The organism is Bradyrhizobium sp. UFLA05-89, from assembly GCF_059803475.1.
Map to the genome: position 1 here is coordinate 35,294 of NZ_JBANBA010000019.1, position 13,463 is coordinate 48,756.

Here is a 13,463-nt window from a genome sequence, read left to right on the forward strand (position 1 = left end):
ACTTAAAATAATTTGCCCTAGGGTTTGACAGGGTTTGCAGCTCTCCCACGGCGCGGCGCGCGAAAGCGAGGGATCATGCGCATAGTCTGTATCGGCGGCGGACCGGCCGGGCTCTATCTGGGCCTTCTGATGAAGCGCCGTCACCCGGAGCACGTCGTCACCGTCGTCGAGCGCAACAAGCCCTACGATACGTTCGGCTGGGGCGTCGTGTTCTCCGACGCCATGATGCAGGCGATGCGGATCGCCGATCCCGAAAGCGCTACCGAGATCGAGGACGCCTTCAATCACTGGGACGACATCGAGCTCGTCTTCAAGGGGACGCGCCAGCGCACGACGGGCCATGGCTTCATCGGCATCGGGCGCAAGCACCTGCTCAACATCCTGCAGCGACGTTGCGAGGCGCTGGGCGTCGAGCTCGTCTTCGAGCGCGATGTGGAGTCCGATCTCGAATTCCCCGATGCTGACCTGATCATCGCCTCCGATGGCGTCAATTCCAGGATCCGTGCCCGCTACGCCGAACAGTTCCAGCCTGACATGGTGATCCGGCCGAACCGCTATATCTGGCTGGGCACCAAGAAGGCGTTCGATGCCTTCACGTTCGACTTTCGCCGGACCGAACACGGCTGGTTCCAGGCGCATATCTACAAGTTCGATAGTGAAACCTCGACCTTCATCGTTGAGACTACGGAAGAGGCCTACAGCGGCCATGGGCTTGGCGACCTTGACCAGCAGGGTTCGATCGAATTCTGCGAAAAGATCTTCGCCGAGACACTGGACGGTGCGGAGCTCTTGACCAACGCCCGGCATCTGCGCGGCTCGGCCTGGCTCAATTTCAGCCGCCTGATCTGCGGCAAATGGAGCGTGTTCAACGGCCGCTCCCATGTCGTGCTGATGGGCGATGCCGCGCACACCGCACATTTCGCGATCGGCTCGGGCACCAAGCTCGCGCTCGACGACGCCATCGAGCTCGCCAACCAGTTCGACCGCCATGGCCACAGTCGCGACAAGATCGAGACCGTGCTGGAAGCCTACGAGGAGGTGCGCCGTGTCGACGTTGCCCGCATCCAAAATGCGGCACGGAACGCCATGGAATGGTTCGAGGTAGTCGGGCGGCGCTATGCCGACACGCTCGAGCCGCCGCAGTTCTTCTATTCGATGCTGACGCGCTCGCAGCGCATCAGCCACGAGAACCTTCGTCTGCGCGATCGCACCTGGCTGGAAGGGTTTGAGCGCTGGTTTGCCGCGCGCTCGGGCATCGCCGTCAAGGACGGCGACCGGGTGCCGCCGCCGATGCTGACGCCGCACCGCGTGCGGGGGCTTGGCCTTGCGAACCGCATCATGGTCTCGCCAATGGCGATGTATTCGGCGCAGGATGGGCTCATCAACGACTTCCATATTGCCCATCTCGGCGCGCGCGCCATGGGCGGTGCTGGGCTGATCTTTGCCGAGATGACCTGCGTCTCGCCCGATGCGCGTATCACGCCGGGCTGTCTCGGCCTCTGGAATGACGCGCAAGCGGCGCAGTGGCGCCGCCTCGTCGACCTGATCCACAGCCTCGGACACGCCAAAGTCGGCATTCAGCTTGGTCATGCCGGACGGAAGGGATCGACGAGGCTCGCATGGGACGGCATCGATGAGCCGCTGGAATCGGGCAATTGGCCGCTGATCTCTGCGTCGTCGCTGCCCTACCTGCCCCACAGCCAGCTGCCGCGGGCGATGGATCGCCGCGACATGGACCGCGTGCGCGACGATTTCGTCGCGGCAACGCGTCGCGCGGCCGAAGCTGGCGTCGAGTGGCTCGAACTCCATTGCGCACACGGGTATCTGCTGTCGAGCTTCTTGTCGCCGCTGACCAACCGGCGGACCGACGAATACGGCGGCAGCCACGACAACCGTGCGCGTTTTCCGCTGGAGGTCTTCAGCGCGATGCGCGCCGTGTGGCCTTCCGATCGTCCCGCATCGGTGCGCCTGTCCTGCCACGACTGGACCGAAGGCGGCAACACGCCGGCCGATGCGGCGATCTTCTCTGCGCTGTTCAAGGAAGCGGGCGCAGACGTGATTGATTGTTCGTCGGGGCAGGTCTGGAAGGACGATCGGCCGATCTATGGACGCCTGTATCAGACGCCGTTCGCCGACCTGATCCGCAACGAGGTTGGTATTGAGACCATCGCGGTCGGTGCAATCTCCGAGGCCGATCACGCCAACTCGATCCTCGCCGCAGGCCGCGCCGATCTCTGCGCCATTGCGCGGCCGCACCTTGCCGATCCCGCCTGGACGCTGCACGAAGCCGCGCGCATCGGTATCACCGCCGTCACCTGGCCCAAGCAATATCTGTCCGCCAAGGGCCAATATGAAACCAATCTCGCCCGCGCCGCAGCAATGGCCGCGCAGGAGAACTCAAAATGAGCTCTGTTGCCAAGGTGATCAGGCGCGACTGGCTGGATTGGCCGTTCTTTGAGCCGCGCCATCATGCGGTCGGTGATGCGCTCGACGGCTTCGTGCGGTCGGGGGCCCTCGACAGGATCGACCACGACGATGTCGACGGCGCCTGCCGCAGGCTCGTGCGAGCTTTGGGAGAGGCGGGGTTGCTCGATTGCGCGGTCGCTACGCCTGATGGCGATGCGACGACGATCGATTCGCGCTCGATTTGCCTGTCGCGCGAGTCGCTCGCCTATGCTGACGGGCTCGCCGATTTCGCCTTCGCCATGCAGGGGCTCGGCTCCGGCGCGATCGCGCTCGGCGGCTCGGCGGAGCTGCGCAAGGCCGTGTTGCCAAAGGTTCGATCGGGCGAATGGCTGTCGGCCTTCGCACTGTCGGAGAAGGAAGCAGGGTCGGACGTTGCGGCGATGTCGTGCGCGGCGCGCGTCGATGGCGATGACTACGTCATCGACGGCGAGAAGACTTGGATATCGAACGGCGGCATCGCCGATGTCTACACGCTGTTCGCACGAACCGGAGAGGCGCCGGCCGCTCGCGGTATTTCGGCCTTCGTCGTCTTCCCCACCGATCCAGGCTTTGCCATTGCCGAGCGTATCGACGTCGTCGCTCCGCATCCGCTGGCGACGTTGCGCTTTACGAACTGCCGGATTCCGGCGAGCCGTCGGCTTGGCGCGCCTGGCGGCGGCTTCAAGCTCGCAATGCAAACGCTCGACATCTTCCGCGCCTCGGTCGCCGCCGCGGCCCTCGGTTTTGCGCGGCGCGCGCTCGATGAGTCGCTATCGCATGCGCAGAGCCGGCACATGTTCGGTGCGACGCTCGGCGATCTCCAGCTGACCCAGGCCGCGCTGGGCGACATGGCGACCGACATCGACGCCGCAGCGCTCCTGACCTATCGCGCGGCCTGGCGCCGCGACGTTCAGAGGCGTCCAACCACGCGCGAGGCGGCGATGGCCAAGCTGACGGCGACCGAGACGGCCCAGCGCGTCATCGACCGCGCCGTGCAGATGTTCGGCGGACGCGGCGTACGCAAGGGCGAAATCGTCGAGAGCCTCTACCGCGAAATCCGCGCGCTGCGAATCTACGAGGGCGCGACCGAGGTCCAGAAACTGATCGTTGCGCGCGAGCTTTTGAAGCCGCGTTGAGGCGATCGGCGAAGAGGGCTCACGCGCTCGCGCGCGCGACGTCGTCGCCGAGGCGTTGGCGCTCCTCAGCAAGATAGCCCGAGACCGCATCTCTTCGCATCGGCTTTGCGAAATAGTAGCCCTGGATGTAATCGCAGCCGAGGCGACGTAAGCTTTCGAGCTGCGCGCGTGTCTCGACGCCTTCGACGACACAGGCGATCTCCATGTCTGCGCACAGACCCGTCAGCGACTTGATGATCTTGTGGCTCACGGGATTGTCGTTGACGTCGGCGGCGAAGCTGCGATCGATCTTGATCTTGTCGAGTGGCAGGCGGTGGACGTGGCTGAGCGAGGAATAGCCGGTGCCGAAATCGTCCAGCGAGATGCCGCAGCCCATCGCTTTCAGGGTGGCGATCGACTGCTGCGCCCGGACGAAATCGAAGGTGACCGCGGTCTCAGTGATCTCGAAATCGATCCGCTGTGGCAGAACGCCGCTCTTCTCGATCACTGCGATCAGCGGCAAAATGCCGTCGGATGAGCAGATGTCGTGGGCCGAGAGGTTGAACGACAGGCTGATATCGTCGGGCCAGGTCTTGGCCGCCGCGAGCGCGCGAACCAGCAGCGCCTGCGTCAGGCTGCGGATCAGACCGATGCGCTCGGCGGCGGGGATGAAGTCGGCCGGCGAGACGAGGCCTAGTCGCGGTGAGTGCCAGCGGGCCAACACCTCGAAGCCGGCAGTGCGCTCGCTCATGGCATCGACGATCGGCTGGAAGACGAGCTCCATCTCCGCGTCGAAGTCGGCCATGCGCAGCAGGTTCTCGATGACGCCGCGGCTGCGGATCTCCGCTTCCAGCTCGCTCGAGAAGATCACGGTGTGGCCGCGCGCGTGGCGCTTGGCGTGATAGAGCGCATAGTCGGCGCATTCGTAGAGGGCTTCGGCATCCGTTGCGGAGCGCGGATACAGCGCAAACCCGATTGAGCAGGAGAGTCCGGTGTGCGACGTGTCGAGCTGATAGGGCAGCTTGACGCGGTCGCCGATCCGCTCGCCGATCTCGGCGAGATCCTCGTCGCTGGGATCGCCGCTCACCACGAGACCAAACTCGTCGCCGCCGAGCCGCGCGAACTCGACCCGATGCGGGCCAAAAGCTTCGCAGACCTCGCGGATGCGCCGGCCTGCCTCGATCAGCACGCGGTCGCCGACGGTGTGGCCGTAATTGTCGTTGATCGGCTTGAAACCGTCGAGGTCGATGATCCCGACCGCGAGCCGGATCTGCCGGCGTTCGGCATCGCCGAAGGCGCTGGCGAGCTCGGCGAAGAAGCGGCGGCGGTTCGGCAGCTCCGTCAGGGAATCGAGATTGGCGAGGCGGAAGTTCTCGTCCGAGAGCGCCTGCGTCGCCGCCTGTTGCGCAAGCAGCGATTTGCGGGATGCGACGAGGTCGGCGAAGTCGCGGTAATAGATGAACAGCACTGTTATCAACGCGCCCGACACCAGGAGGTCGTTGACCGCTATCGCCATCAGCGTTGGTTCGCCCGTCGCGAAGTAGAAGATGACGTAGGGAATATCGACGAGCAGTGTGACGATCAGGGCGGCGGAGCGGAGGTGCATCAGCGAGAAGATGCAGCCGATCACGGTCACCGCCATGTAGAAGGCGACGTGGCTCTTGGCGAAGGGATCGCCGTATGGGTAGAGCGCGAAGGACCAGGCGGTGAATCCCACCGCGATCGGAACCGTGAGCCAGTTGGTGGCGCGCAGGTTGCTCAGGATGTCTGCATCGCTACGCACGAGATGGCGCTGGCGCAGCCACCAGAACGTCCGCAAGGCCGCGAACACGGTCAGCACCGCAGGCACCACCATCGTCAGCCAGACCGGGGCGAGCGGCACGTAGGTGTAGGCCACGGCGAGCGTGTTGGTGATCAGGATGAAGTAGAGCAGCGGAATTTGCTTGGAAAAGGCGTCAAACTGGGCCCGCGTCAGATCAGGATTGTCGGCGGGCACGCGAAACAGGCGCACCGCCGCCGCAAGGTGAGATCTCAAATCAGCAACAGGCATTGAGAAACGAGCCCCAGAGTCCGCGAAAGTGTCCCGTGAAAATCCTTTGAATCGCGGGCGATCGTGCACAGGAGGGGTAAAGGGCGGGTTAGGCGGGTTCCATGAAGGAACCTCACGGGGCCATGGGAAACCCCCGCATTTCTACTGGCGTTGTGCGCCGTTGAGACGGCGTTAGGGATAGTGGACGGAGCAGATAGCTGTTTCCGAGGCAAATTCAGCACCGTCACTGCCGTTACGCTCTGCTAACTATGTGCATCGCGGGACGAAATGCACGCGCGGTTTCGACGCGCGGGCGGGGTGCCTCACTGCAGGCTGCGCTTCCAGTAGCCGGTGCCGAGCCTGCCGGTGATGACGGCGGTGGCGTCGCGGACCTCATAGGAGCCGGCGTCGGCGTAACCCGAGAGACCTTTCAAGGCGTGCAGCGACCAGTGGCCGTTCATGGCGGCAATCGTGCCTTCATGCGCCGGCGCGGCGCGCCGGCCTTCGGCGTGGAACGTATAGGTGCCATCGCCCATGATGCGCCACGTCCAGCGCGACGTGCCGCGAGCATTCGGCACCATGATCTCCCAGGTGCCGACCAGCGCAGGGTCGATGGCTGATGCGACGGGCGCTGGTGTAGCCGCGGCCGATGGTGCGGCATTTGCCTGTTTCGTGGCCTCTTGCTCGGCCGCAGACGGCGCGCCCGCGAGATAGATCGCCCGGCGCGAGAGCGAGCCGTAGACGAAGGGCTGCTGCTCGTTGCGTGTTGCCTCCATGACGTCGTCGCGAACGTTGCGGAACATGAAGGTGATCTCGACTCCCAGCGTCTCGATGTTCCGCAACAGCGCCGCAGTGAACGGGCTGTTACGGCCGTCGCCGTCGAGCGCGGTCGTGCCGTCGCGCGCGGCATAGGCGACTAGCACGTTGCCGGCCGGCTCGATGCGGCCGAGGCCGCTGGTTGCTGCCGCGCGTAGCGCCAGCGAGCGCTGCATTTTCGCGGCGAAAGGATTGTTGCGGCAAGCATCGAGGACAACGAGGCCGAGGCTCGTGGTGCTCGACACCTGCAACATCACGCTGCGCAGGCTGATCGCCTCGTTCGCCGCGTCGGTGTCCTTCTTCAGTTCCGCATCGATTGGGATCAGCCAGTTCTCTCCGTTGATTTCCATGCCGTGGCCGGCGAAATACACCGCCGCCATGTCGGCGCCCGCCGCATCGCGGCCGAGAGCGATCAGGCCGCGCCGCATCTCGTCGAACGAACCGTTGGCGATGAGGGTGACCGTGAAGCCGAGACGCCTGAGCGCGGCTGCGACGTCGGCGGCATCGTTGGGTGGGTTGGGCAGCGCTGGTACGCTTTTGTAGCCGCCGTTGCCGATCACCAGCGCTACGCGCTTGCCGTCGGCCGCGGCCGGCGCGCGAGGGACGCCCGCGAGGCTAGCGGCAAGGACAAATCTGAGAAAAAGCCGGCGTCGGTTCATGATGTCCCCGATCGGAGGTCGTCATAATACGGAGACTGGGGCGGCGAGAGTAGCATTCGAAATCGATGTGAAGGGGAACCGAAACCGGATCGCAACAAGCGCGGTAACCATTCGTCCGATGGGTTAATCGAGGAGCGAAAAAAATAGTTCTAGATCATAATCATGATGGCTCAGATGCAGAAATAGAAAATAAGCTGTGGGAAAACACGGCAGGAAAGCAAGCCGAAAAGAACGGGAGGAAAGAATGGAGACCGTGCGCCGCCTGCGTGCAATGGCTTCGCTCTGCCGACAGAGCGCGGCGTATCGTCCTGACAGATGCTGGAAGCTGCTCGCTGAAGCGGAATACTGGGAGCATGCCGCAGATGCAGCCGTGCACGAGCATTTCAGGGAATGCACGGCCAGCTCGAACGAGCTGGTGCAGCCACAACAAGCTGCTAACGCCAATCAGGCACGAGAGGAAAAGATCGTGGCAGCGTGAATGCTGTCAGTGCGGATGGCTGGAGTTTCTCGCCCCATTTTTTTTAAGCCCACAGCAGACAATTCCCTTGGTATTGCGGCCTCAGCATACGTGCGCATCCACGGCTGGCGTCCAACACCATCGTCTGTATCTCGTTATGAACGCGGCGAAACGGCCGACTGTAGCAACGATACCGTCTGGAATCCGCTCTTGGGCATGCTGATCCGTCGCGGCTGACAAAGCACACGCGGGCGGTGCTTCCGCCCGCGCGCCGATGTGTGGTCGTCAGGTAATCGCGATCGGGCAGCCGTTGCTTCCCGTGGCGCCCTTGATGGGGGCCGGGGTGAAGCAATAGACGAACTGGTATTTCTTGTCGGCGATCAGCTCGTCGAAGATCAGGTTCTCGTGATTGTGGATGCCGTGCTTGGTTTGCAGCTCGGCATGCACCACGAAAGCGAGCGACTTGTCGGGATTGGGCACCACTTCGACCGCCCAGGTGTCGGCCGCGGTGAGCGCGAGGTCCTTTTCGATCACCCATCGCGCAGCGTCCAGCCCGATGCCCGGCTCGCCGCTGTTGAAGCGATCATTGTTCTTCATCCAGAGCGAGCCCCAGCCGGTGTGGAACATGATCGCATCGCCCGGCTTGATGTCGCTCTCCGACATGTTCTGCTTGGCGAGCGCCGCCTTGATGTCGGCCGAGGTGATCTCTTGGCCGGCATCCATCATTCCGCCCTTGAGCGCGACCATGTCGATGAGATGGGCGCGGGTGAACAGCGGCTTGAGCTTCTCGACGCCGAGCTTCTTGAGGCCATAAGCGTCGCTGATCTCTGCCGCGGTATGTCCGTTGTAAAATCGCATCTCGCTCTTGTCGCCGTCCTTGCCGAGTTGGATGCCGATGTGGCCGAGACCATCGAACTGCGTGCCGGTCTGGCCGATCTCGGTGGTCAGAAACTCGTCGTGATAGACCATCTTGTTGTCGCCGAACGGACCGCCGGTCGGACTGCCTGGAATACGCAGCGTGAATACGCGCGGACCGAACAACGGCATTCCGCCTTCATAGACGCGGCCGATCTTGTAGATCTTGCCGTCCTTGATCCATTTCACCGCGTCGAGAACTTTTTCCGCCGTGATGTGGTTCGAAGCCCCGGCCTCGTCATCCTTGCCCCATTTCGAGGGCCACCATGGCTTGTCTGTTCCCTTGGGCATGGAGGTGGGGGTCTGCGCCTGGGCTTCGCTGACCGGGGCGAGCGAGAACTTGCCGTGCATCGTGCCCGCGAGGGCTGCACTTGCGGCGCCGGCGATGCCTGCCGTGCGGAGCAAGGTCCGACGATCTGTCGTAGTCATGCCGCCTTGCTGTTCTTCGCCCTTGATTTCATTAGGCATTTTACTCTCCCAGGTTGTGGCCCAGAGAAGCTGGGCTCTAAATTGTTTTCGGCATGCTCCTCCTACGTTAAGTTGTTGTCCAGCGACAAAAATAAGACGGCAAGGTGAGGGGCATTGATGAGCCTGTTCGAGAGCGACAAATCCGCCGAGCGGCTTCCGGTGTCGTTGATCACCGGCTTTCTCGGCAGCGGCAAGACGACACTGCTCAATCATGTGCTGCGCCACGACGACGCGAAGGACAGCGCAGTCATCATCAACGAATACGGTGAAGTCAGCCTCGACCATCTCCTCGTCGAGCGCGTCGATGGCGAGGTCGCCGTGCTTGCGAGTGGCTGCATCTGCTGCACCGTCCGCAGCGACCTCGAGGCGACGCTGCGTGGGCTGCTGGTGCGGCGCGATCGCGGCGAGGTGCCGCCATTCCGCCGTATTCTCATCGAAACCACCGGTCTCGCCGATCCCGCGCCAATCGTTCAGCTCCTCCTGAACAATCCGCTGGTCTCGCATTTTCTCCGGCTCGATGCCGTCGTGACCACGGTGGATGCCGTCAACGCGCCGCGTCAGCTCGACCGTCAGTACGAGGCGGTGAAGCAGGTCGCGCTCGCCGACCGGCTGCTGATCACCAAGTCTGATCTTGCCGGCGACACCACCGCGCTGAAGGCGCGCCTGCGCCGACTCAATCCCAGTGCCGGAATCGAACGCGTGGCACAAGGCGACATCGATCCGGCGCGGCTGTTTGGCGCCGGTCTCATGGATCCCGAGAAGAAGACGGTCGATGTCGCACGCTGGCTCAACGAACAGGCCTTCGTGGCGCCTCGTCAGGCACAGCACGCGCACGACGACCATGACCACGACCACGGCCATCACCATCACGACGCATCGATCGCCAGCTTCGTGCTTGCCTTCGACGAACCACTCGACTGGATGGCGGTCTCGAACTGGCTTGCGCATTTGCGCTCAGGGCGAGGCGAGGACCTCCTGCGTGTCAAGGGTATTCTCAACCTCCGCGATGAGCCGACGCCGGTCGCAGTCCACGGCGTGCACCACGTTTTTCATCCGCCGGTGGCGCTCGCAAAATGGCCCGACGCTGACCGCCGTTCGCGCATCGTGTTCATCACTCGCAATATCGCGCGCGAGGAGGTGCTGGCGCTCTGGCAGGCCGTCCGCGCGGCAGCGTGAGCTCAGGCCGCTGCGCTGCCCCTCCGTCTCGATCGCAAATGCGCAGGAAGTCTTCGCTGCGGTTGATCTGCGTCAATCGCCAGCCGGCTCGTCATGGGAGGATGTCAACAAACCCAGTGGAGTTCGAACATGGACCGTGCAATCAGACTGGCGGAGCTGGCTGAAGCGGAGAAGCGCGTTGCGCTGGGCGAGCGCCATATCGTGCAACAGGAGCAGCGTATCGCCGAGCTGGACCGCGATGGCCACGATACCAGGGACGCGTTCGCGCTCCTGGATACGTTTCGGCAAACGCAGGTCCAGCACGTCGCGCACCGCGATTTCATCCTCATAAGGTTGGGGCAGGCGCCGCAGGTCAAACGCGGTTCGATCTTCCGACCGGGGCACTACGAAGGCGCGGACACGCCGGGGAGCAGAGAGCGGCCATGATCCGGATCATTTTCACGGCCGTTCTTGCGCTGCACTTGCCGGGCAATACGCCGGACCACCTGAATCCTGGGCTCAGACCAGGCCGCGCAGCACGTCGATCAGCCGGCCGCAGTCCTCCTCCGTGCCGACCGTGATGCGCAGGAAGTTCTCGATGCGCGGCTTCTTGAAATGCCGGACCAGGACGCCGCGTTGCCGGAGTGCAGCCGCGAGATCGCCACCGCCTTGGCTCCGATGGCGTGCGAAGACGAAGTTGGCCTGAGACGGCAACACCTCGAAGCCAAGCCCAGAGAGGTCACGCGTCAGCGTTTCGCGGTTCGCCATGATGCGCGCACGCGTCTCCTGAAACCACGCGTCGTCCGCGATGGCAGCAGTGGCGCCGGCAAGCGCAAGGCAATCGATGGGATAGGAGTTGAAGCTATCCTTCACCCGTTCCAGCGCCTCGATCAACGGCCGCTGGCCGATCGCAAAGCCGACCCGCAGGCCGGCGAGCGCCCGCGATTTCGAGAAGGTCTGGATGACGAGCAGATTGTCGTGGCGTGCGACGAGCGGCACCGCGCTCTCGGCGCCGAAATCGACATAGGCCTCGTCGACCACCACGAGCTGGTCCGGATGCTCGGTGAGCAGCGCTGCGATCGCATCGCGTGGAAGGCCGATGCCGGTCGGCGCATTCGGATTGGAGAGCAGGATCGCGCTGCACGGTTGCCGGTAGTCGGCAATCTGCACCCGCATCGCGGCATCGAGCGGCACCTCCTCGTGAGCGATGCCATAGAGCCGGCAATAGACGGGGTAGAAGCTGTAGGTGACGTCGGGAAACAGAAGCGGCGCATCGTGCTTCAACAGCGCCTGGAAGGTATGGGCCAACACCTCGTCCGAGCCGTTGCCGACGAACACCTCTTCGGGCGCGACCTTGTAGTGGGCGGCGATTGCCTCGCGCAGCTGCGAAGCGCGCGGATCGGGATAGAGGCGGAGCCGCTCTGCAGCCGCCGTGACCGCCGCGAGCACGTGTCGTGAGGGCGGATAGGGATTCTCGTTGGTGTTGAGCTTGACGACGCCGTCCTGCTTGGGCTGCTCGCCCGGTACGTAGGGCGACAAGGTGTTGACGACGGGACTCCAGAAACGGCTCATGATCTCTGACCTAGGGGGCTGATCGGATCACAGTAGGGTATGCCGATCGTGAGCGGAAGCCCCGCTCGTGTTCGAAGCTCGAACCTGATCTGCGCAAACGTCGGAGATCAGCACGTTCCTGCGAGTGAAGGCTTCATGCTAGGGTCGGCACCCAAGGTCGAAAACGACTGACAACAAGAACGTAAGGCCGGCGCACAAGCCGAGCCGTCAAGAGAGGAACGCATGCCGGTTGCAGTCCTTCCCACCGATCCCTCCGTTCCAGGCGCGCCGGTGACGGCGGCCATCCTCGATGCCTTGCGGCAAATCGTGGGTGATAAGGGCCTGATCCTCGACGAGCGCGACAAGCAGCCGTTCGTGACCGAGTGGCGCGGCGTGCTGGCCGGGCAGGCCGCTGCTGTCGTGCGTCCGGCCAATACCACCGAGGTCTCCGAGGTCGTGAAGCTCTGCTACGACAACGGCATCGCGATCGTGCCGCAGGGCGGTAACACCGGCTTGATGGGCGGGGCCACGCCGTGGCCAACCCACCGCGGCATCCTGCTGTCGCTTGGCCGGATGAACCACGTGCTGGATGTCGACCCGGTCGGTTATTCCATGACCGTGGAAGCCGGCTGCATCCTCGAGACGCTCCAGGAGACGGCGGCGCGCCGCGACCGCTTCTTTCCGCTCAGCTTGGGCTCGCAGGGCTCATGCATGATCGGGGGCAATCTGTCCACCAATGCCGGCGGCGTGCAGGTGCTGCGCTATGGCAATGCGCGTAACTTGGTTCTGGGCCTCGAGGTTGTTCTGCCGAACGGCGACGTCTGGGACGGACTGCGCGCGCTCAAGAAGGACAATACCGGCTACGACCTCAAGCATCTCTTCATGGGCGCCGAAGGCACGCTCGGCATCATCACCAAGGCGGTCCTGAAGCTGTGGCCGGCGCCGAAGGACGTGTGCACGGCGTGGCTGGCGATCCGCAATCCGCAGGCCGCCATCGGGATCCTTTCGGAAGCATATGTCGCCTCCGACGATAATGTCGGCTCCTGCGAGCTCATGAGCCGCGCCTGCACCGACATGGTGCTGCGCCACATTCCTGGCACGCAGGATCCGCTCAAGGCGGACACGGAATGGTATCTCCTGCTCGAATGGTCGTCGTCCCGGCCGCGGCTGGACGGCAGCGTGGGCATGTCGGAGAAGATGGAGCAGTTTTTGGCCGATCAGTTGGAGGCAGGCCATCTGCTCGACGCGGTGATCGCCCAGACAGAGGCGCAGTCGCGTAATATGTGGCGCATTCGCGAAAGCGTTGCCGAAGCCGCGCGTGCCGAAGGACCTGGCCTCAGCTACGACGTATCGGTCGCGATTTCCAGAATTCCTGAACTCATCGACAAGGGCCTCAGCGCCGTCCTCGACATCCTTCCGACGATCCGCCCCTATCCACTCGGCCATATCGGGGACGGCAATCTGCACTTCTCCTTCATGGGTCCGAAGGACATGGACCGCGAGACGCTCACGCAATATTCCGCCGCGATCACGAGGAGCGTGAACGACATCGTCGCCTCCATGGCCGGCTCGATCTCGGCGGAGCACGGCATCGGCATCGAGAAGATCGACGAGCTGGCGCACTACCGCTCGAAGACCGAGCTCGACGTCATGCGCACGATCAAGCGGGCGCTCGATCCGAAGAACATCATGAATCCGGGCAAGATCCTGCGGCTTTGATGCGCGCCTGGCGAACCGCAAGTCGCGGAAAGGGCGAGGAAGACCGTGCCTGCAGCTCGCCCGATCGCGACAGTTGCGACGCAGCCCTCACTGGATCGCGATTTGACACTTCGTCTTAATTTGTCAATTTCGAC

Annotated in this window: 10 protein-coding genes; 6 read left to right on the forward strand and 4 right to left on the reverse strand. The window is 63.6% G+C overall.

Annotated features, from left to right (window positions below; all coding sequences use genetic code 11):
* Nucleotides 1-75 precede the first annotated feature (75 nt).
* Both SO139_RS12840 and SO139_RS12845 read left to right on the forward strand, forming a co-directional pair.
* Nucleotides 76-2,406: a bifunctional salicylyl-CoA 5-hydroxylase/oxidoreductase gene (locus SO139_RS12840; RefSeq protein ID WP_449382785.1), complete on the forward strand. Its 2,331-nt coding sequence runs from the start codon at nucleotides 76-78 to the stop codon at nucleotides 2,404-2,406.
* Nucleotides 2,403-3,581 (forward strand): acyl-CoA dehydrogenase family protein, encoded by a 1,179-nt coding sequence (locus tag SO139_RS12845; RefSeq protein WP_449382786.1) that lies wholly within the window; start codon nucleotides 2,403-2,405, stop codon nucleotides 3,579-3,581. The genes SO139_RS12840 and SO139_RS12845 overlap by 4 nt, the downstream gene beginning before the upstream one ends.
* A gap of 19 nt (nucleotides 3,582-3,600) precedes the next feature.
* Here SO139_RS12845 and SO139_RS12850 read toward each other — a convergent pair whose 3' ends face one another.
* Nucleotides 3,601-5,610, reverse strand: coding sequence for a putative bifunctional diguanylate cyclase/phosphodiesterase (locus tag SO139_RS12850; RefSeq protein ID WP_449382787.1), 2,010 nt, complete (start codon nucleotides 5,608-5,610; stop codon nucleotides 3,601-3,603).
* A 302-nt stretch (nucleotides 5,611-5,912) separates the two neighbouring features.
* Nucleotides 5,913-7,064 (reverse strand): caspase family protein, encoded by a 1,152-nt coding sequence (locus tag SO139_RS12855; RefSeq protein WP_449382788.1) that lies wholly within the window; start codon nucleotides 7,062-7,064, stop codon nucleotides 5,913-5,915.
* Between the two features lie 244 nt (nucleotides 7,065-7,308).
* Between SO139_RS12855 and SO139_RS12860 the strand changes: the two genes are divergently transcribed.
* Nucleotides 7,309-7,542: a hypothetical protein gene (locus SO139_RS12860; protein WP_449382789.1), complete on the forward strand. Its 234-nt coding sequence runs from the start codon at nucleotides 7,309-7,311 to the stop codon at nucleotides 7,540-7,542.
* Nucleotides 7,543-7,806: 264 nt separating this feature from the next.
* Here SO139_RS12860 and SO139_RS12865 read toward each other — a convergent pair whose 3' ends face one another.
* Nucleotides 7,807-8,904, reverse strand: a complete 1,098-nt coding sequence (locus SO139_RS12865) for a cyclase family protein (protein ID WP_449382790.1) — start codon at nucleotides 8,902-8,904, stop codon at nucleotides 7,807-7,809.
* A 117-nt stretch (nucleotides 8,905-9,021) separates the two neighbouring features.
* Here SO139_RS12865 and SO139_RS12870 point away from each other — a divergent pair, with 117 nt between their 5' ends.
* Together SO139_RS12870 and SO139_RS12875 are read left to right on the forward strand one after the other, a co-directional pair.
* On the forward strand, nucleotides 9,022-10,080 hold the full coding sequence (locus tag SO139_RS12870; protein ID WP_498540151.1) for a CobW family GTP-binding protein: 1,059 nt from the start codon (nucleotides 9,022-9,024) through the stop codon (nucleotides 10,078-10,080).
* A gap of 129 nt (nucleotides 10,081-10,209) precedes the next feature.
* Nucleotides 10,210-10,506: a hypothetical protein gene (locus SO139_RS12875; protein ID WP_474798239.1), complete on the forward strand. Its 297-nt coding sequence runs from the start codon at nucleotides 10,210-10,212 to the stop codon at nucleotides 10,504-10,506.
* A gap of 72 nt (nucleotides 10,507-10,578) precedes the next feature.
* Here the strand turns inward: SO139_RS12875 and hisC are convergent, their stop codons facing one another.
* Nucleotides 10,579-11,631: a histidinol-phosphate transaminase gene (gene hisC, locus SO139_RS12880; protein ID WP_449383463.1), complete on the reverse strand. Its 1,053-nt coding sequence runs from the start codon at nucleotides 11,629-11,631 to the stop codon at nucleotides 10,579-10,581.
* Between the two features lie 222 nt (nucleotides 11,632-11,853).
* Here hisC and SO139_RS12885 point away from each other — a divergent pair, with 222 nt between their 5' ends.
* A complete protein-coding gene (locus SO139_RS12885) occupies nucleotides 11,854-13,329 on the forward strand; it encodes an FAD-binding oxidoreductase (RefSeq protein WP_449383464.1) in 1,476 nt (491 codons plus the stop codon).
* Nucleotides 13,330-13,463: the final 134 nt, after the last annotated feature.